The 19792-nt window shown below is 67.1% G+C and carries 17 protein-coding genes and 1 pseudogene; 7 read left to right on the top strand and 11 right to left on the bottom strand.

All coding sequences use genetic code 11. The features are described 5' to 3' along the window. Positions 1-21: 21 nt before the first annotated feature. Entirely contained in the window at positions 22-717 is a 696-nt protein-coding gene (locus C1707_RS16360) for a Crp/Fnr family transcriptional regulator (protein ID WP_101715930.1), read from the bottom strand. A 244-nt stretch (positions 718-961) separates the two neighbouring features. Between C1707_RS16360 and C1707_RS16355 the strand changes: the two genes are divergently transcribed. After that, positions 962-2053, top strand: a complete 1092-nt coding sequence (locus C1707_RS16355; RefSeq protein ID WP_101715931.1) for a sensor histidine kinase — start codon at positions 962-964, stop codon at positions 2051-2053. Here C1707_RS16355 and C1707_RS16350 read toward each other — a convergent pair. The 4 genes from C1707_RS16350 to C1707_RS16335 form a co-directional block, all read right to left on the bottom strand. Then, positions 2050-2271, bottom strand: coding sequence for a hypothetical protein (locus C1707_RS16350; protein ID WP_101715932.1), 222 nt, complete (start codon positions 2269-2271; stop codon positions 2050-2052). The two genes, C1707_RS16355 and C1707_RS16350, sit on opposite strands and share 4 nt — an antisense overlap. 132 nt (positions 2272-2403) lie before the next feature. Further along, entirely contained in the window at positions 2404-3189 is a 786-nt protein-coding gene (locus C1707_RS16345) for an SDR family NAD(P)-dependent oxidoreductase (RefSeq protein WP_101715984.1), read from the bottom strand. 17 nt (positions 3190-3206) lie between these two features. Next, positions 3207-4397 carry a zinc-dependent alcohol dehydrogenase gene (locus C1707_RS16340; RefSeq protein WP_101715933.1) on the bottom strand — a complete coding sequence of 397 codons (1191 nt, stop codon included), beginning with the start codon at positions 4395-4397 and terminating at the stop codon, positions 3207-3209. After that, on the bottom strand, positions 4397-4948 hold the full coding sequence (locus tag C1707_RS16335; RefSeq protein WP_101715934.1) for an SRPBCC family protein: 552 nt from the start codon (positions 4946-4948) through the stop codon (positions 4397-4399). The genes C1707_RS16340 and C1707_RS16335 overlap by 1 nt, the downstream gene beginning before the upstream one ends. A gap of 344 nt (positions 4949-5292) precedes the next feature. Between C1707_RS16335 and C1707_RS16330 the strand changes: the two genes are divergently transcribed. Beyond that, positions 5293-5832: a cysteine hydrolase family protein gene (locus C1707_RS16330; protein WP_205686782.1), complete on the top strand. Its 540-nt coding sequence runs from the start codon at positions 5293-5295 to the stop codon at positions 5830-5832. A gap of 47 nt (positions 5833-5879) precedes the next feature. Here C1707_RS16330 and C1707_RS16325 read toward each other — a convergent pair whose 3' ends face one another. Then, entirely contained in the window at positions 5880-8018 is a 2139-nt protein-coding gene (locus C1707_RS16325; RefSeq protein WP_101715936.1) for a catalase, read from the bottom strand. A 235-nt stretch (positions 8019-8253) separates the two neighbouring features. Then, positions 8254-8382, bottom strand: a complete 129-nt coding sequence (locus C1707_RS27005) for a hypothetical protein (RefSeq protein WP_276310633.1) — start codon at positions 8380-8382, stop codon at positions 8254-8256. On the opposite strand from C1707_RS27005, the pseudogene C1707_RS27200 reads away from it, so the two are divergent. Then, positions 8336-8605: pseudogene (locus tag C1707_RS27200) on the top strand (hypothetical protein); the annotation flags it as partial. The gene C1707_RS27005 and the pseudogene C1707_RS27200 overlap by 47 nt on opposite strands. 12 nt (positions 8606-8617) lie before the next feature. Next, entirely contained in the window at positions 8618-10597 is a 1980-nt protein-coding gene (locus C1707_RS16320; RefSeq protein WP_240633721.1) for an HWE histidine kinase domain-containing protein, read from the top strand. Here the strand turns inward: C1707_RS16320 and C1707_RS16315 are convergent. Next, entirely contained in the window at positions 10594-12525 is a 1932-nt protein-coding gene (locus C1707_RS16315) for a hybrid sensor histidine kinase/response regulator (RefSeq protein WP_101715937.1), read from the bottom strand. The two genes, C1707_RS16320 and C1707_RS16315, sit on opposite strands and share 4 nt — an antisense overlap. Before the next feature lie 229 nt (positions 12526-12754). Here C1707_RS16315 and C1707_RS16310 point away from each other — a divergent pair, with 229 nt between their 5' ends. Further along, a complete protein-coding gene (locus C1707_RS16310; protein ID WP_101715938.1) occupies positions 12755-14062 on the top strand; it encodes a dicarboxylate/amino acid:cation symporter in 1308 nt (435 codons plus the stop codon). Beyond that, on the top strand, positions 14052-14936 hold the full coding sequence (locus C1707_RS16305; protein WP_240633720.1) for an NAD(P)/FAD-dependent oxidoreductase: 885 nt from the start codon (positions 14052-14054) through the stop codon (positions 14934-14936). The genes C1707_RS16310 and C1707_RS16305 overlap by 11 nt, the downstream gene beginning before the upstream one ends. Positions 14937-14939: 3 nt before the next feature. On the opposite strand, the gene C1707_RS16300 is transcribed toward C1707_RS16305, so the two are convergent. The 3 genes from C1707_RS16300 to glgA all read right to left on the bottom strand — a co-directional run bounded on the left by C1707_RS16300 (position 14940) and on the right by glgA (position 17439). Beyond that, positions 14940-15530, bottom strand: a complete 591-nt coding sequence (locus tag C1707_RS16300; RefSeq protein ID WP_101715940.1) for a sigma-70 family RNA polymerase sigma factor — start codon at positions 15528-15530, stop codon at positions 14940-14942. Between the two features lie 68 nt (positions 15531-15598). Continuing rightward, positions 15599-15826 (bottom strand): hypothetical protein, encoded by a 228-nt coding sequence (locus C1707_RS16295; protein WP_101715941.1) that lies wholly within the window; start codon positions 15824-15826, stop codon positions 15599-15601. Continuing rightward, complete coding sequence (gene glgA, locus C1707_RS16290) at positions 15823-17439, bottom strand: glycogen synthase GlgA (protein WP_101715942.1); 1617 nt, start codon at positions 17437-17439, stop codon at positions 15823-15825. The genes C1707_RS16295 and glgA overlap by 4 nt, the downstream gene beginning before the upstream one ends. Before the next feature lie 181 nt (positions 17440-17620). Between glgA and glgB the strand changes: the two genes are divergently transcribed. Then, complete coding sequence (glgB, locus tag C1707_RS16285) at positions 17621-19789, top strand: 1,4-alpha-glucan branching protein GlgB (protein WP_101715943.1); 2169 nt, start codon at positions 17621-17623, stop codon at positions 19787-19789. Positions 19790-19792: the final 3 nt, after the last annotated feature.

The raw sequence follows: 19792 nt of genomic DNA, 5'->3' as shown, positions 1-19792 counted from the left end.
CCAAATAACCTATGTTATTCCCTACGAACTCTGGTCGGAGGCCGCTTCCAGGGCGGGACGATCCAGCAGGGTCATTTGCGATCCGCGCATGTCGATCAGGCCGTCGCGCCGCATCTGCTGCAGGGTCCGGTTGACGTGCACCAGGCTCAGACCAAGGGCGTCGGCCAAAATCTCCTGCTTGATCGGCAGATGGAAGTGCTCGCCACGCACCTCGCCGATTTCGGCCAGGCGCGCGTGCAGTTCCAAGAGCAGATGCGCCATCCGCTCGTAGGCCGTCTGGCGCCCGAGCCGCACGATCTGGTCGATCATCCGCCCGTGCTGCGCGGCGGCGGCGGCGGCGAAGGCCCGCGGCAGGCGCTCGCCGCCCGCCGTAAAGCCCGACTGGGCATAGCGCACCTTCAAAGGCGTCAGGGCCACGGCTTCGACGCCGCGCTGCGACCGGGTCAGGAGATCAAAGCCGACGGCGTCGCCGGGCAGCAGGAACGCCAGAATCTGCCGGCGACCATCCCGCAGCGATCGCGCCAGGCAAGCCCACCCGGCAAGCAGGAACATCGGCGGAGCCCCCACCAGCGCCAGGTCCTTGCCGGCGGGGTAGGATTCGACGCGTCCCAGCTGCGCCTCCAGCGCCGCGAGATCTTCCTCCTGGAAGACGCCATGGCGCCTTAGTCGAACGACATAGGATCTTTCGCCCGTCCATTGGAGCGGAGCGCCTAGCATGGCGCGGGCGCCGTCGCGGGCCTTGAGGGTGCCATTTGAATCTTCATCGCTCGCTCCGTGCTAGCAGCGAGCCCCGTCCCGGTCTTTATCATCTGACACGCTGAACGCGCCGTCGACCCGATAAGGTGCGTTTTGGGAAAACTTTCGTCCGGATTGTAGCGATCCCCCAAGCTTCGCGTTATCGCCACGAGGATCGAAGCAAGTTACGTCGGACATCCGACATTGAAGCTCGAGAAGGCGATTCATGGGCGATACAAGCGTCGCAAAGGCCTCGTCCAGCATGGCCGATCGCATCGGGACCTTTGACTGGGGCCGGACCGACCTCGGCGGGGCCGAGACTTGGCCGCAAAGCCGCCGGACGGCCGTGGACGTGATGCTCGGCTGCGGCTTTCCCGCCCTTCTGTGGATGGGGCACAAGGCCGTAATCGTCTACAACGACGCCTATGCCGACCTGCTCGATGGCCGTGACGATCTTGGCCAAAGCGGCCTGGGATCCCTGAGCCCGGCCGCCGCCATCCTGGAGCCTACGCGCCAGGCCAGCCTGCGGGGCGAGACGGTGACCCTGGAGGATCATGCCTTGCCCCTGCGCCGCGACGGCGCCGTGGACGAAGGCTGCTTCACGCTGTCCTGCTCGCCGGTTCGCGACGAGGCCGGCGCCGTCGTCGCCACCTTCCTGATCCTGATCGAGACCACCGAGCGCGTACGGGCAGGCCAGGTCCGCAACCTGATGGTCGCCGAGCTGCAGCACCGGGTGCGCAACATCCTGGCCGTCATCCGGTCGATCGTCAGTCGCACGGCCGAGACCAGCGACACCGTCGAGGACCTGTCGGCGCATCTGGACGGTCGACTGTCCGCCCTCGCCCGCACCCAAGTGCTCCTGACCCGCAGCCCGGAGACGGGCGTGGATCTGGAGGGCCTGGTCCGTGACGAATTGCTGGCCCAGGTCGCCGACGAGCACCGCATCTCGATCGATGGCGGCGAGATCCTGCTGGCGCCGAAGGCGGCAGAGGTCATGACCCTGGCGGTCCATGAACTGGCCACCAACGCCGTCAAGTACGGCGCGTTGTCGGCGCCGGATAGCCGGCTGGCGATCAGTTGGTCGGTCCGCCCCCGCGAAGGCGTGGACTGGCTGGCCTTCGAGTGGCGCGAAAGCGGGGTCACGGTCGCGGTCGCAGCGCCCCGCCGGGCGGGATTCGGGTCCGTGCTGATCGAGCAGCGGGTGCCCTACGAGCTGATGGGCGAAGGAACCCTGGCCTTCGCGCCGGGAGGCGTGCGCTGCACGATCACGTTTCCCCTGATCCCCATGCGCAGCGTGCTGCAGACCGACGCCGGCTAGAGCCTGGCGCGCACCGCGCGCCCGGTACGATCCTGGATGACAAGACGCGGTGCGTAGCCGCAGCGAGCGAGCGTCCGGGCGTGGCTGCGCGCTTGACGCTCAGCCTCGGCTCCCGATCGATAGACCTGCATCAGCGCGTTGTCGCCGCAGAGCAACATCCATCCGCCGGGCAGCGGCCCGATACGCATCAGGACGACTTCCGGGAAGGGCTCGACCATTCGGCTAGCGTGCGCTCCCCGCGCCATATCTCCACTAACATTCGACATTGGCCGGGACGGATATTCGCAAAAAGAGGTCTTCGGGAGGGCCGGTCTCAGCAGAACTCGATTGGTCCCCGCCCGCGCCGGGCCTTAGTCCCCGGAGCCGGGTTCGGCCATCTTGCGATGCTGGCGGGCCAGGGCAGATTGCGGGGTGATCGCCGCGGTGGCCGCCTGCATCTTGTTTTTCAGGCCGTGCACCACGTCGCCTTCCCCCCGCATCATGGCCTCGAAACCGGTCTTGGCCACGTCGGCGGGATCATCCTTCTTCGATTGACCCACCTGGGTGTCGCTCATGCCGGCGCGCTCGAAGAAGGCCGTGTCGGTCGCTCCAGGCATCAGGCAGGTGACGGTGACGCCGCTGTCCTTCAGCTCGTCGCGCAGGGCGAAGGAGAAACTGTCGATAAAGGCCTTGGTGGCGTTGTAGACCGCCTGGAACGAGCCGGGCATCAGGCCGGCGATCGATCCCGTGAGCAGGATGCGCCCCTGCTCGCGCTCGCGCATGTCGCGGCCGATCAGGTGCAGCAGATAGATCGTGCCGGTGATGTTGGTGTCGATGACATGACGGGCTTGAGCGAAATCCTGGTCGAGGAAGGCGTGGCCCAGGCCATGGCCGGCGTTGGCCAGAAGATAGTCGACGGGCCGTCCGGCCTGGGAGATGGCGGCGTATAGCTGGTCGACGCCGTCGATGGTCGACAGGTCGACGCGGATCGCCGCTACGTCGGCGCCAGTTGCTCGAAGAACCTGGGCCGCCTCGGTCAGCGAGGTGTCGGCGGCGATGATCAGGTCGCAGCCGTGCTCGGCGCAGCGCTTGGCCAGCTCGTAGCCGATGCCGCTGGAGGCGCCGGTGACCACGGCGAGGGGGCGCGGGTCTTGCATGGTCTTGTCCTCCGATCTCATGGACGCAGCACCACCTTGGTGACCTCGTCCTGGTTGTCCTTGAAGAGGCGGTAGCCTTGGGCCGCCTCTTCCAGCGGCAAGCGGTGGCTGATGACGAAGGTCGGATCGATCTGGCCCAACTGGATCAGCTCCAGCAGTTGCTTCATGTACTTCTGGGTGTGGGTCTGGCCGGTCTTCATGGTCAGCCCCTTTTCCATGAAGGCGCCGACGGGAAACTTGTCGGTGACGCCGCCGTAGACGCCCGGCACCGAGACGTGGCCGCCCTTGCGACAGGCCATGATCACTTCGCGGAGCGCATGGGTGCGGTCAGTGGCCAGGCGCACCGCGGCCTTGGCCGCGTCGGCGATGTTGTCGGGGGAGAAGCCGTGAGCTTCCATGCCGACCGCGTCGATGCAGGCGTCCGGACCACGGCCGCCGGTCAGCTCCATCAGCGCCTCGCGGACCTTGACCTCGTGATAGTTCAGCACCTCCGCCCCAGCCGCCTTGGCCATGGCCAGACGGTTGGCGTGGTGGTCGATGGCGATGACTTTCGCCGCACCCTGCAGCAGGGCCGAGCGGATCGCGAACTGGCCGACCGGCCCGCAGCCCCAGACGGCGATGGTGTCGCCCGCCTCGATCCCGCAGTTCTCCGCCGCCATCCACCCGGTGGGGAAGATGTCGGACAGAAACAGCACCTGCTCGTCGGTCAGACCGTCCGGAACCTTGACCGGTCCGACGTCGCCATAAGGCACCCGGACATATTCGGCCTGTCCGCCAGCGTAGCCCCCGGTCATGTGCGAGTAATCGAAGATGCCGCTGACGGCGTGGCCATAGGCCACCTCGCTGATGTCGCCCTTCTCGGCGGGAATGGAGTTGTCGCAGCCCGAGAACTGGCCCGTCTTGCAGGGGCGGCAATTGCCGCAGGCGATGTTGAACGGCACGACGACGCGGTCGCCAACCTTCAGGGGCGCATTGTCGCCCTCGCCGCGGAGCGCGGGGCCAACCTCCACAACCTCGCCCATGAATTCGTGGCCCAGGACGTCGCCGGCCATCATCGAGGGGATGAAGCTGTCGTAGATGTGCAGGTCCGAGCCGCAGATGGCCGTTGCGGTCACTTTCAGGATCAGGTCGCGGGGATTGATGATCTTGGGATCGTCGACGGTCTCGACGCGGACGTCGTGCTTTCCATGCCAGGTCAGGGCGCGCATCAGGCCTCCTCTTTCTCGTGGCGGCCGGCGCCGCGCGGACCTTCGGAGGTCGTGATCTCGCCGGTTTCCATCAGTTGCTTGAAGCGCCGCAGTTCGCGGCGGGTCTGGGTATTGGGTTCGCGCTGAAAGAGTTTGGCGATCAACCGGCCGAGCACCCCGCCGGGCGCGTCATATTCGATCAGGGCGTGGACCTCGGTTCCCCGGCCGGGCGGGCCGTCGCGGAACTCGACCCATCCGCGGTTGGCCACCTGAGCGCCTTCCTCGGCTCTCCAGGCGATCCGGCGTCCAGGGTCGTCCTCGACGATCAGGCTGTCCCACTCGATGTCGGCGCCCGCCGGCCCCTTGACCACCCAATGGGAGCGGCGCTCGTCGACCACGTCGATGCGCTCGACGTTATCCATCAGGCGCTGAAGGTTCTTGGGATCGCGCCAGAAGGCGTAGAGCACGTCACGGGATCGATCGATGGTGATGGCGCGGGAGACATAGGTCTGGTCGCCGGGCTGCTTGACCAGGTTGGCGGGCGTGATGGGCGCATCGGTGTCGGTTGGCATGAGGTCTCCGTCGATGTCGTCAAAAGGTCGGCGCGCTCGCGGTAGGAAATCGCGAGCGCGCCACCGCGGGCTAGGCCGCAAGCCTTCGCCTAGCGGCGGTCTTCCCAGCCCAGGGGCGAGGCGTATGCGTTGGGTAGGGAAACGGCGGCGCAGATGCGGCGTTTCGACATGCATCAAATGTAATAGATTGAAAACTATACAGTAATTTCCATCGCGAACGCGCCCAGCGACGTTGCGTTGCTTATCATGAGACACCGGCCGGCGCCGTCGGCGCGGCCGCGCGTTGCGGCAGGATGCAGAGCGATCCGACCACCCGAGCAAAACGTCCCACCGATGTCGGCCTGTTGATCATCGACCTGATCAACGACCTGGATTTCCCGGGCGCAGGACCGCTGCGCCAAGCCTGTCGGGGCATCGCCGAGGATCTCGTGCAGTTTCGCGCGGAGGCCGACCGGGCGGCCGCCCCGACCATCTACGTCAACGACAACTTCGGACAGTGGCGCGCAGAGCGCGATGAGATCATCGCCCATGCCGGGCGAGCCGAAAGCCCGGCTCGCGATATCGTCGACAAGCTAAAGCCCCGCCCCGACGACTTCTTTGTCATCAAACCCCGGTTCTCGGGCTTCTACGCCACTCCCCTGCCGGTCCTGCTGCCCCAGTTGGGCGTCCAGCGCTTGATCCTGACCGGGGTCGCCACCGACATCTGCGTCCTGTTCACCGCCGCGGACGCCCACATGCGCCAGTACGACCTGTGGGTTCCCGAAAATCTCGTCGCCAGCGACGATCCGCAGCGCAACGCCTGGGCCCTGGAGATCATGCGCAACAGCATGGGCGCCTGCACAGCGTCGTCGCACGAACTGGCCTTCAGCGACTGGCGCGCCTGAGCGCCAGGGCCCGGCCTTGACGGCCAGGCCCTGGTCATCTGCTTTGCTCACCGCGCCTGTAGGAACGCTTCTGCGTCGAGGTCGACCTTCAGCTCTCGGTCCCATAGACGCAGCTGTCCGCAGGCGGCGAGGAAGGCGGCCACGTCGTCCGCGCCGTCGAGCTGGATCAGGCCCTCGTCATGATCTTCGGGCGCGACGCCCGCCCTGGCCAGCAACGGCAAGGCCTGGGCCGTGTAGCCGATGAACTTGCAGTGGGCGAAGGCGTCGCTGACGAAGTCCTTGGCGGTCTTGTCGGTCGACAGCAACGCCGCGCCTTCGGCCGACACCGCCAGCACCACCGCGTCGTAGAGCACCGAGGGGCCGCCATCGATCTTCTGCTTGCCCTGCGCGACCGTGCCGTCGTCGAGCACGGCGCCGGCGGTCTTGGGCGTGATAATTTCGTACACAGCCGGCAGCGACTTGACCGCCTCGGTCAGGGCCTCGACCAGGGCGACCGGCGCGCCGTCGGTGACCAGGATGCCGAGCTTGCGGCCCGCAAAGCTGCCCGGCGCACGCTTGACGATCGACAGCGGGTCGGACGGCTCCAGGGTCGTGAGCGTCGGCGAGGCCGCCGGCGCGGCGTCGGGCAGAGCCGGAAGGCCAAGGCCCGTGGCGACCACCCTGGCCAGGGTCTCGTCGATGTTGCGAAGGTGCGCCACCATCCGCTCGCGGATGTCGACCCGCTCGCACTTGGAAAGCTCGAACACCAGGGCGTCGCCGATGTGCTTCTGCTCGATCGGGGTCTGGCTGACGAAGAACTGCCGCGCCTGGCTGTAGTGATCGGAGAACGAGCCGGGACGCGCCTGGACCTTGCGGCCGTTCTCGGCGGCGTCGAAGTGGCGGTATCCGAGCGAGGGGCTCTGACGCGGGCCGCCCCAGCTGTTGGGTTCGTAGTTGGCCCGTCCCTTCACATTGCGCACGGCCATATGGCCGTCCTGCTGGAAGTGGCTGACCGGACAGCGCGGCGCGTTGATCGGCAGCTGCGTGAAATTGGGGCCGCCCAGGCGCTTTAGCTGAGTGTCGAGATACGAGAAATTGCGTCCCTGCAGCAGCGGGTCGTTGGTGAAGCCGATGCCCGGCACGAGGTTCTGCGTGCAGAAGGCGACCTGTTCGGTCTCGGCGAAGAAGTTGTCGACCAGCCCGTCCAGCACGAACTCGCCGACGATCCGCACCGGGACCTGTTCCTCGGGAATGATCTTGGTCGGGTCGAGGATGTCGAACTCGAACTGATCGGCGAACGCGTCGTCGAACAGCTGCACGCCCAGGTCCCACACCGGCGGCGCGCCCAGGTCGATGGCGTCCCATAGGTCGCGCCGATGGAAGTCGGGATCAGCGCCGTTGATCTTCTGGACCTCGTTCCACATCAGAGACTGCAAACCCAGCCGCGGCTTGAAGTGAAACTTGACGTAGGTGCTCTTTCCCTCGGCGTTGATCAGGCGGAAGCTATGGACGCCGAAACCCTCCATGAACCGGAACGAGCGCGGGATCGCCCGGTCGGACATGACCCACATGATCATGTGCATCGACTCCGGCGTCAGGGTGATGAAGTCCCAGAAGTTGTCGTGAGCGGTCTGGGCCTGGGGGAACTCTCGGTCTGGCGCCGGCTTGGCCGCATGGACAAGGTCGGGAAACTTGATCGCATCCTGGATGAAGAAGACCGGGATGTTGTTGGCGACCAGGTCCCAGTTGCCCTCCTTGGTGTAGAACTTGGCCGCAAAACCGCGGACATCGCGGGCCAGGTCGAACGAGCCCTTGGCGCCGACCACGGTCGAGAACCGGACGAACATCGGCGTCGTCTCACCAACCTCGGTCAGCACCTTGGCGCGGGTGTAGTCCGCCAGCGACTCCTTGAGCGTGAAGGTCCCGTGCACGCCATAGCCGCGGGCGTGGACCACTCGCTCGGGGATGCGCTCGTGGTCGAAATGGAAGATCTTTTCCCGGAAATGAAAATCCTCGAGCAAGGCAGGCCCCCGCTCGCCGACCCGCAGAGTGTTCTGGTCGTCGGCGATCGGAACGCCCTGCTGGGTGGTCAGCACTTCGCCATCCTCGGGCGCGATCTGGTGAAGCTCGCCGCCTTGGCCGCGTTCCGTGTCGAACTCGGCCGCGATCGAGCGCGCGCCGGTGTCCTTGCCGATCACCTTGGGCATGGGTTGTCCTTGTTGCTGGAGGTCCTCGGCCGGAAATCCCACCGCGAAGGAGGCGTTGCCCGCCGCCTCCTTTGATACTCAGGAGCATGGCGCTTGGAGCGAGAAGCAAACCCAGCTCCCAGCATGACCTCGGGCGCGACTGGCGCGTTGGTTGGCCAAGGCCGCCGGGAAGGACCATGATCAAGACGAAGACCAGGCTGGGCGGGAGCAGCGACATGGCCGCGGCGACCCGCAATCACCGATGGGACGCCACGCCGCTGGGCGCCATGACATCCTGGCCGTCGGCGGCGCGGACGGCGGTCGATCTGGCGCTGTCGATGAGCCAGCCAGCCTGCGTCTGCTGGGGACCCGACGCGCGGCTCATCTACAATGATCTCTATCGGACGATCCTTGGACATCGCCATCCCTGGGCCTTGGGCCAGCCGCTCTGCGAGATCTGGCCCGAACTGGCGGCGACCCTGCGGCCGGCCTTGGCAGCGGTGTTCGCCGGCCAAGCGCAGCTGTGGGACGATGCGCCCTTCGAACTGGACGCCGTCGGCGGCGCCCCCTCGACCAGCTGGTTCACCGCGACCTGGACCCCGATCAGGTCCGAGGACGGCTTGGTCGGCGGGTTCCTGATCGTCGCCACCGAGACGACCCGCCGACACGCGGCCGAGGCCGCGCTCCAGCATGACCAGGAACGGCAGGCCTTCCTGCTCGAACTGGCCGACACGCTAAGACCGCTGGGAGACGCCAACGACATCCAACTGGTCGCCGCCCGGGCCCTGGGCCGGCGCCTTGGAGCCAACCGTGTCGGATACGCCGAGGATCTTGGCGGCGGCGAGATCGCGGTGGTCCGCAACTATGTCGACGGCGTGCCCGGCATCGAAGGCCGTTACCGCTACGACGACTACGGCCCCGAACTGCTCGCCGCATTTGGAGAGGGGCGGACGGTTGTGCGCGACGACGTCGCTGGCGATCCGACCCTGACGCCGGCCGAAAAGGCCGCGCACGCGGCGCTGGCGCTTGGCGCGACGGTCAACGTCCCGCTGCTCAAGGACGGCGACTTGCGCGCCGTTCTGTTCGTGCATTTCAAGGACGCTCACCGGTTCGACGAGCGGGAAATCGCCTTGATGCGCGAGGTCGCCGAGCGCACCTGGGCCGAGGTCATGCGGGCCCGCGCCGAGCAGGAGACCCGGCGCTCCGAAGAACGCTACCGCACGCTCTTTTCATCGATGGACGAGGGCTACTGCATCATCCAGATGCTCTACGGCGCCGACGGTGTCGCCAACGACTGGCGCTTCATCGAGGTCAATCCGGCCTTCGAAAAGCACAATGGCCTGACCGCCGCGACGGGCCGCACGATCAAGGACCTGGCTCCGGGAATCGAGGGACGCTGGATCGAGATCTACGACCGCGTCGCCCAGACCGGCGAGAGCCTGCGCTTTCAGGAACCTTCGGGCGCGCTGGGAAGCCGGATCTTCGACCTCTACGCTTTCCGCGTGGGAGAGGCCCAAGAGCGCAAGGTCGCGGTCCTATTTACCGACATCACCGAGGCCAAGCGCCTGGCCGAGCGCCAGTCGATCCTGCTGGCGGAAGTCCAGCACCGCGTGCGCAACACCCTGGCGATGATCAGAACCCTATCGGACCGCACTCTGCGGGGCGCGACGTCGCTGGATGAGTTCGCCGTCGCCTGGCGCGGTCGCCTGGCCATACTGTCGCGGGTCCAGGCGCTGCTCACCCGATCCGCCAACACCGGCATAGACCTTGTGTCGATCGTCCGAGAAGAGCTGGCCGCACAGGCCCCGGACGACAGCTTGTACCGTATCGAGGGGCCCGACCTTACCTTGCCGCCCAAGGCCGCCGAGGTCGTAACCCTGGCCGTGCATGAGCTGGCGACCAATGCCTTGAAGCACGGAGCACTGTCGGCGCCAGACGGTAAGATCGAGGTTTCCTGGGCGGTGGAAAGCCGCAACGACCGCGACTGGCTCTCCTTCCTTTGGCGAGAACGGGGCCTGGTTCTGCAACCGGACGCGCCGTCCTCCCGCCGCGGGTTTGGCCGCGAATTGATCGAGCGGCGCGTGCCCTATGACCTGCAGGGCGAAAGCGAACTGACCGTCGGCCGGGATGGCGCGACGTGTCGGCTGGCCTTTCCGCTGGTGCATCGCGCCAGCGTCCTCGAAACCGGGGTTCCTGAACGGGCGAGCGTTTTCGACGGTGCGCCCGACGACGACCCGCGTGATCTTTCAGGCCAGCGCATACTGCTGCTCGAAGACGACTTCCTGCTGGCGTCGGAAGCCGCGCAGGCGCTGCTGGATGCGGGCGCCAAGGTGCTGGGACCTTTTTCCACCGAGGGGGCGGCGCTGGCGGCGATCGGCGAGGGTCGGCCGACCGGCGCGGTGCTGGATGTCAATCTTGGGATAGGCCACAGCCTGCGGGTCGCGCGTGCGCTCAGGGCGGCGCGCGTTCCGTTCGTGTTCCTGACCGGGTACGACGATATCGTCTTTCCGCCCGATCTCGCCAAGATCACGCGGCTGAAGAAGCCGGCCGCCATGGACAAGGTGATCCAGGCGATCGCCCTTTCTCAGACGCCAAGCTAGCTCAGTTTGCCGCCAACTTCACCGAGCGCGCGCAGCAGGCCGTCGAGCGTATAGGGCTTGCTCAGGAGCAGAAAGTCGTGGGCTCCGCTGTCGGCCAGGACGTGGCTGTAGCCGCTGGTGAGGATGACGCCCAGTCCTGGCCAACGCTCGCGGATCTGGCGGGCCATGTCCAACCCGCTCGTTCCGGGCATGACCACGTCGGTGAAGACGAGATCGAACTGGGCTGCGCTCGCCTCAAGGGTCGCCAGGGCGGCTTGCGCATCGCAGACCCTCGTCACCGCGTGCCCCATCTCCTCGAGCATTCCAGCCGCAAATTGGCCGACTTCGATATTGTCCTCGACCAGCAGGATGCGCATCGGCTCGACCCGTTCTTCGGGCTTTGGCGAGGCGGCTTCGGCGGCTCGACCAGCTGCGGTCATGGGCAGATAGAGCGTGAAGGTCGAGCCCTGCCCTTCGCGGCTCTCGACCGCGACCTCGCCGCGCGACTGCTTTGCGAAGCCGTAGACCTGGCTCAAGCCCAGGCCGGTGCCTCGATTGACGGGCTTGGTGGTGAAGAAGGGCTCAAAGATCTGCGCCAGTGTCTGCGCCGACATTCCGGTCCCCGTGTCGGTCAGGGAGATGGCCAGGAAATCGCCGGACACGGCGGCGTGACCGCGCACGGCCGGGACCCCGCCGGCGCGCCTGACCCGGATAAGAATGCTTCCGCCCTCGGGCATGGCGTCGCGCGCATTGACCACCATGTTGATGATGGCGGTGTCGAACTGTCCAGGGTCGGCGCTGACCCACAGATCACGCGCCTCGTAGGTCTGCCGCACCTGGACAGACGATCCGGCCGAGGCGGCGATGATCTGTCCTAGCCCCTCCATTCGCGTAACGGCGTTGAACCTCTCGGGCCGCAAGGGCTGACGCCGGGCGAAGGCGAGCAGTTGTCTGGTCAGCAAAGCCGCACGCTCGGAGGCCGAAGCTATGGCCTCCACGTACTTGCCCCATCGGGGTGCAAGGTCGGCGCGCTGCAGGAACTCCGCCGAGGAGCGAATGACGGTGAGCAGATTGTTGAAGTCATGCGCGACCCCGCCCGTCAATCGGCCGATCGCCTCCATCTTCTGAGCCTGGGCCAGGGCCTCGCGGGTGCGCTCGATCTCGTCCTGGGCGCGGCGCTTTTCGGTGATGTCTCGCGTGACCTTGGCAAAGCCGAGCAGACGTCCATTCTCGTCACGGATAGGATCGATGAGGACATGGGCCCAGAACGGTTCTCCGCTCTTGCGGACGCGGATCGCCTCGCCCTCGAACTTGCCCTCTTCGAGCGCCCTTGCCAGCGCCGCGGCCGGCGCGCCGGCGGCGCGGTCTTCGGGCGTGTAGAACATCGAGAAATGCCGCCCCATCACCTCACCGGCCCTGTAGCCCTTGATGGCCTCGGCGCCGGAGTTCCAGTTGGTGACGTTGCCGACTGGGTCGAGCATGTAGATGGCGTAGTCGCGCACGCCCTGCACGAGGCGCTGGAAGCGTTGCTCACTCTCGTAAAGCGCCTTGTCGGCCGCCTTGCGGGCCGAGACGTCGCGGGTGATCTTGGCGAAACCGATGACTTCGCCGTCCTCGAAGACGGGATCGATGACGACGTGCGTCCAGAACCTGGAGCCGTCCTTGCGGACCCGCCAGCCTTCGGCTTCGAACCGGCCTTCGCGCCGCGCCGTCTCGAGCGCCCGGGCGGGCATGTCCCGCGCCCTGTCCTCCTCGGTGTAGAAGATCGAGAAATGGCGTCCTACGATCTCTTCGGCCGCATAGCCCTTGAAGAGCGCCGCCCCCGTGTTCCAGGTCGCGATCGTGCCGTCGGCGTCGACCAGATAGACCGCATAGTCGACGATGGAATCGATGAGGCGCTTGTTACGCTCGGCCTCGTCGCGCTCCCCCAGCCTTCGCCTTTTCACCATCACTCACGCTGTTCGCCGACGGCCATTCCTTGCGCTGTACAACGGGATCCAAGCCTTCTCAAGCCGCCTTCCGCTCAACATCCGGAAGAACATAAGCCCCCGATAACATTTGATTTTGTTGGGAACGGAGCGATTAAGGCGATCAAACGCGGCGGCCTTTTTCAGACCGACGAGAAGGCGGAGCGATCAGTCGACTGCGGCGTTTGCCATGGCGATTTGCGGAGACGCCATGACAGACGCCCCAATACCAAGCCGCCCGCTCGCCGCCTGGAACACGCCCTCGACACGGATCCTGATCGGCCTGGCGATCGGCCTTTTTGCGGGCGTGGCGGTGAACATGCAGGCGCCGCAGTTGCACGGGCCGGCCCTGACGATCTTGGCCCCGATCGGTCGCCTCTGGCTGGACGCCCTGACCATGACCGTCGTGCCGCTCGTGTTCGGACTGCTGGTCGGCGCCGTCGGCTCGGCCGCCTCCAAGGCCTCGGCCGGCGGCGTGACCGCCCGCGCCATGGCCTGGTTCTGCATGCTGCTTGTCGGCGCCTGCACCTTGGGAGCGCTGGCGGCTTTGCTTCTTCTCGACTGGCTGCCCATTCCCGATGGCGGCCTGACCTTGCGCAGCGCCAACGGCCCGGCCCCTGCCGTCGAAAGCCGCGCCTGGTTCGAAGGCCTCATTCCGGCCAACCCGGTCAAGGCCGCCGCCGAGATGAACATGACGCCGCTGGTCGTCTTCGCGCTGTTCTTCGGTTTCGCGACGACGCGTATCCGCCAGGAACTACGTGTGTCGCTGGCGAACACCTTCGAAGGCCTGGTCGAGACCATGCTGGTGATCGTTCGGTGGGTGCTGCTGGCGGGTCCCCTCGGCGTCATGGCCCTGGCGTTCGGCGTCGGCGCTCAAGCCGGTGGCGCGGCGGCGGGCGCGCTTGCGCACTACGTGCTGGCCGTGGTCGTCGCCTGTCTCACGGTTATCCTCGCCGCCTACCTGCTCGTCACGGTCCTGGGCAGGATATCGCCTTTAGCGTTCGCGCGTGCGGCGGGACCGGTCCAGGCGATCGCCCTTGGCTCCCAGTCCTCGCTGGCCTGTCTGCCGGCCATGATCAACGCGGCCGGCGTGTTGAAGGCGTCGCCCAACGTATCCGGCGTGGTCCTGCCGCTAGCGGTGGCGATTTTCCGAGCCGCCAGCGCGGCCGCCAATGTCGCGGTGGCGATCTATCTGGCCAAGGCCTTTGGCGTGGCGCTGACCCCGGCCAGCGTCGGCATGGCCGTGCTGGTCGCCGCGGCGGTCAGCCTGGCGGCCGTCGGCTTGCCTGCGCAGGTATCGTTCTTCGCCACTATCGGACCTGTCGCCCTGGCGCTGGGCGCCCCGCTTGGGGCGTTGCCGCTCCTGCTGGCGGTGGAGACGATCCCCGACCTCTTCCGCACGCTCGGCAACGTGACCTCAGACCTGGCCATCACCCGGATCCTGGGACGCGAACGGAAATCTTCGCGCCCGCACCCTGGAGAACGCGACCAGCCCATGGAGGCAAGCCGTGCCCTATGACGCCGTCGTGGTCGGCGCCGGGCCGGCCGGCCTGACCGCCGCTACCTATCTGGGCCGCTTCCGCCGCCGGGTGCTGGTGCTCGACGGCGGCGAGCCGCGCGCCAACTGGATACCTGAAAGCCACAATACGCCAGGCTTTCCCGAGGGCGTCGGCGGGCCCGCGCTCCTGGCTCGGCTGCGGCTTCAGGCTGAACGCCACGGCGCGGAGATCATCGGGGCCCGCGCCGACCGGCTGGTCAGGATCAAAGACCATTTCGAGATCGCCCTTGAGCAGCCGGCCGCGCCAGTCAGGGCGCGGTTCGTGCTGCTGGCCACCGGCGTGATCGACCGCAAGCCCCCGATCGAGGGCGTCGACGAAGCCATCCGGCGGGCGCTGGTGCGGATCTGCCCGATCTGCGACGCCTACGAGGCCATCGACAAGCGCATCGCCGTCCTGGGCGACGGCCCGCTCGGCGCGCGTGAAGCCCTTTTCCTGAAGACCTATTCGACCCGCGTGACCCTGCTGCACCTTGGCCGCCTGGGCGAGCAGGTCGACACTGAACGGCTTGCGGCGAACGGCGTCGAAGTCCTCCCGACCATGGCCCGCGACATAACGCTCGGCGATACCGTCCGCACGGTCTGCGGCGGCCGGACGCACGAGTTCGACTGCCTCTACCTGGCGCTCGGCTGCGAGATGCAGAGCCGTCTGGCTGTGAGTTGGGGCGCCGCCCACGATGGCGACGGCAATCTGATCGTCGATCGCCACCAGCAGACTTCGATCGACGGGCTGTACGCCGCCGGCGACGTGGTTCGCGGTCTAAACCAGATCGCGGTCGCTGCTTCAGAGGCCGCCATCGCGACAGCGGACATCCATCGCCGCCTTCGCGGCGCGTGAGGCTCAGGCGGCGCGGATCCGGATCTTGTCGACCTCGCCGAGGATCAGATCCATGGCCGAGCCAGCTTGGCTAGACCTCGGCTCCAGCCGCTGCTGGCTCATGATCTTGACCAGTGAGGCCCGAGCCCGGCTGACACGGCTTTTCACAGTGCCGATCACCACCCCGGTGATCGCGGCCGCCTCGTCGTAGGAAAGGCCGCCGGCGCCGACCAGGATCAAAGCTTCGCGTTGATCTTCGGGCAGAAGCGCCATCCCGCGTCGCAGGTCGTCCAGATCCAGCAGGGCATTGGCGTCATCGCTCGCCACCAGCGTCTGCTCGGCCCTCTCCTGATCCAGCGCGTGCTCGCGCCACGACCGCCGCTTCTCGGAATAGAACTGGTTGCGCAGGATCATGAAGGCCCAGGCCCTCATGTTCGTGCCCACCGCATAGCTTTCCCGAGCGTTCCAGGCTTTCAGCAAGGTTGCTTGGACGAGGTCGTCGGCCGCGCTGACGTCCCCCGCCAAGCTTCGGGCGAAAGCGCGCAGTCGCGGCAGGACTTCGACCAGTTCGGCCTTGAAAGCCCGATCGCGCGGCCTGTCATCGAACGAAGTCATGTCAGCTCCCGGGGCCTGTCGCGGAGAAACGCGCGCGTCCCAGGCCAAGACCCGTCAGATGTCCTTTGTTACGCGGGAAGGACCTTAGTCGGTCCCGCCCCTACTGCAGACGGCAGACCGAGCAAACGCAGCGCGCCGTGGGTCGCGCCCGGACCGCCCGTGAAACGCTCAGCCGGGATCGGGGCGATCTCCGCCACGCGTTCGGTCGCGCTGCCCGGGCCGCCGTCGCGTGGGATCAGCACGACCGCGTTCGGATGGCAGGCTTCCAGCAGGCGGATCAGGTCGGCGACGATCATGCGCTCTCCACGGCCCGGGGGATTTCCTGCGTCGGCAACGGCCGACTGGGCGCACGTCGGCGCGGACGCCGCGCTGGCCCCTCCTCCCCATAGGCGGCGAAGCTGCGCGGTTCGCCGGGCGCGGCGTCGTTAGCCGGCAGGGCGGCGCTTCTGCCAGCCAGCAGCCGAAGGAACATCGCGGCATACTCGGCGGCGGACGATCGCCAGGAACTATCGGACGCCATGGCGTTCAGCTGCACCCGTCGCCAACCGTCGGGATCGCGGTAGAGCGCGCAGGTGCGCCGGATGGCGTCTTCCAGCATGTCGCGCGTGGGCGGTGCGAACTGCACGCCGGTGGCGGCGGAACGGGCGATGGCGGCGGAATTGGCGTCGATGATGGTGTCCGACAGCCCGCCGGTACGCGAGACGACCGGGATGGCGCCGTAGCGCATAGCGCAAAGCTGGGTGAGGCCGCAGGGTTCGAAGCGCGACGGCGCGAGGATAGCATCGGCCCCGGCCTGGATCAGGTGGGCCAGATCCTCGCGATAGCCGATGAACCGCCCCATCGCTCCCGGATAGGCCTTGGCCGCCTCCCTGAATGCGGCTTCATATCGGGCCTCGCCCTGCCCGCAGACGACAAGTTGTGCGCCCTCCGCAAAGAGGACGGGCAGCGCATCGAGCAACAGGTCCACGCCCTTCTGATCGGTGAGACGGCTGAGGATGCCAAACAGCGGCGCCTGCGCATCGGCACGCAGGCCGAAGTGCGACTGGATCGCCAGCTTGTTGATCGCCCGCCGCTCGACGGTCTCGGCCGTGTACTGCGCCTTGATGTCCGGGTCGCTGGCCGGATTCCAGACCTCGGTGTCGATGCCGTTGAGAATGCCCACCAGGTGCCGGGCGCGCGACTTCAACAGCCCGCCCAGGCCCATGCCGCCCTCCTCGGTGGTGATCTCGGCGGCGTAGCTGGGCGAGACGGTGGTGACCTGGTCAGCGAACTGGATGCCCGCCTTCAGGTAGCCGATGTCGCCATAGTACTCGACGCCGTCGATGGCGAAGGCCTCTTGCGGCAGTCCGATCTTGGCCAGCAGGCGGGCGGGAAACCGTCCCTGGAAAGCCAGGTTGTGAATCGACAGCACGACTGGCGGGACGGGCCCGCGGCGGGCGTTCCCACGAGCATAGTGCATGTAGGCCGGCGTCAGACCCGCATGCCAGTCATGCGCCTGGATGAGGTCTGGCTGGTAATCGGGCAACAGACCAAGGCCAATCTCGGCGGCCACCTTGGCCAGGGCCGCAAAGCGCACCCCGTTGTCGGCCCACTCCCTGCCGGAGGGTTGCAGATAGGGGTTGCCAGGCCGGTCGAAGAGATGCGGCGCGTCGATCACCAGCAGCTGGAGGGATCCCACCCTGCCCCGCACGAGGCTGGCCCGGCCGCCCATCAGGCTGGAGAAGCGATGAATGCGCTCGGCCCCTTCGAGCGCCGCCATGACCGCCGGATAGCCCGGCGTCAGGCTCGTGACGCGTATGCCCTCCTTGGCCAAGGCCAGCGGCAGCGCGCCGGCGACATCGGCCAGACCGCCGGTTTTGATGAGGGGAAAGATTTCTGCCGTGACCGAAAGGACGTTGGGGCCGCTCATCGGGCGGCGCCGAAAATCGCAGGCCGCGAGGAATGTTCGCTACCGCACACAAGACGTCGACGCGCCCCGAAGGTCATGACCAGGAAACTCCATGAGACGCTCGGCGAAACAACAAGCAGGGCCAAGGGTTCCGCGCTTTTCTTTTTGACATTGCGCGGCACGGATTTCGTGATCGCCCGTTGTGCACCCGCAGCATAGCGGAGGCATTCGGGTGGGCGTTGAAACGGGGCGATCTTGGGCGGCCGACCCCTTCGGTTTCCTGGGACGGCATGGGGGCGTGGTGCGCGCCTATCAGCCTGGCGCGGCCGCGGTGGAGGTCATCGCCCGCAAGACGCGGCGGCGGCTGGCGACCCTGACCGAAGTTGAGCCGGGCCTCTTCGAAGGCGAGCTGAAGGGCCGCGCGGCTTACGCCTTCAGGATCATCTGGCCCGATGGCCCGCAGGAGATCGAGGACGTCTACGGCTTTGGCCCGGTGCTATCCGACGAGGACCTGACGTCGATCGCCGGCGGCGATCCGCTGCGCCTTGCCGAACGGCTAGGCGCGACGCCGCGCCGGCTGGAGGAGGTAGACGGCGTATCCTTCTCGGTCTGGGCCCCCAACGCGCGCCGTGTCGGCCTGGTCGGCGACTTCAACGGCTGGGACGGCCGACGCCATCCCATGCGGCTACGGCATGACAAGGGCGTGTGGGAGATCTTCATTCCGCGCCTGTCGGCGGGCGAGCGCTACCAGTTCGAGATCGAGGGCGCCGACGGCGTGGTTCGTCGCAAGGCCGATCCGCTGGCCAGGGCGACCGAGGCGCCGCCGGCAACGGCGTCCATCGTCGCCCCCGTGCTCGACCACGCCTGGGCCGACGAGGCCTGGATGGCCGCGCGCGGCGAGCGCCAACATCCCGGCGCGCCGATCTCTATCTACGAGGTCCACGCCGGCTCCTGGCGGCGGCCGTGGGACGGCCGCCAGTTCCACGACTGGGACGAACTGGCCGACCAACTGATCCCCTATGTCGCCGGCCTTGGCTTCACTCACCTGCAGCTGATGCCGATCATGGAACACCCGTTCGGCGGTTCCTGGGGATACCAGCCGCTGTCGCAGTTTGCGTCCTCGGCGCGTTATGGCTCGCCGGCGGCCCTGGCGCGTTTCGTCGATCGCTGCCACCAGGCGGGTCTGGGGGTCATACTCGACTGGGTGCCAGCCCACTTTCCAAACGACGCCCACGGGCTGGAGCGCTTCGACGGCACCGCGTTGTACGAGCACGATGATCCGACCGAAGGCTTCCATCCCGACTGGAACACCCTGATCTACAACCTCGGCCGCGAGGAGGTTCAGGCCTTCCTGATCGCCTCGGCGCTGCACTGGCTGGACCGGTTTCACATCGACGGCCTGCGCGTCGATGCGGTGGCTTCGATGCTCTATCGCGACTACAGCCGCGCGCCCGGACAGTGGAAGCCGAACATCCACGGCGGCCGCGAGAACCTGGAGGCGGTGGCCTTCCTGCAGCGGCTCAACGCCACGGTCGCCGACCGCTTTCCCACCGCCATCACGATCGCCGAGGAGTCGACCTCGTGGCCGGGCGTCACCGCGCCGGTCGACCAGGGCGGCCTTGGCTTCACCTACAAGTGGAACATGGGGTGGATGAACGACACCCTGCGCTACATGCACCGCGACCCCGTGCATCGCGGCTGGCATGGCGGCGACATCGGCTTTGGACTGGTCTACGCCTTCAGCGAGAAGTTCATCCTGCCGCTGAGCCACGACGAGGTCGTGCACGGCAAGGGCGCCCTGGTGGCCAAGATGCCCGGCGACCGCTGGCGCCAGTTCGCCAACCTGCGCGCGCTGCTGGCGCTGATGTGGGCCCACCCGGGCAAGAAGCTGCTGTTCATGGGCGGCGAGTTTGGCCAGTTGCGCGAGTGGAACCACGACCGCGAACTGGACTGGGCTCTGCTGGAAGAGGCCGACCACCACGGCCTGCAGCGGCTGGTGGGCGATCTCAACCGGATCTACCGGGACGAAGGGGCCCTGCACCACACCGACGCCGATCCGCGCGGCTTTTCCTGGATCGCCGAGAACAACGACGGCGATGGAGTCTTCCTGTTCGAGCGCCGCTCGTTCCATGGCGGCGCGCCGCTGGTCATGGCCGTCAACATGACGCCCATGCCCCGCGAACGCCGGCGCGTGGCCGTTCCCTTGCCTGGTCGCTGGACCGAGATCCTCAACACCGACGCTGGGTTCTACGGCGGCGGCGATCTTGGCAACCAGGGCGGCGTCACGAGCTTTTCAGCCGGCGACGGCGAGCAGGTCGAGCTGACCCTGCCCCCGCTGGCCGCGATCTTCCTGCGCTATGAAGGACCCTGAAAC

The sequence above is a fragment of the Caulobacter flavus genome, assembly GCF_003722335.1.
Taxonomy (GTDB): Bacteria; Pseudomonadota; Alphaproteobacteria; order Caulobacterales; family Caulobacteraceae; genus Caulobacter; species Caulobacter flavus.
Note: the sequence above shows the minus strand (reverse complement) of the source record. Positions and strands in the feature narration are given on the sequence as shown.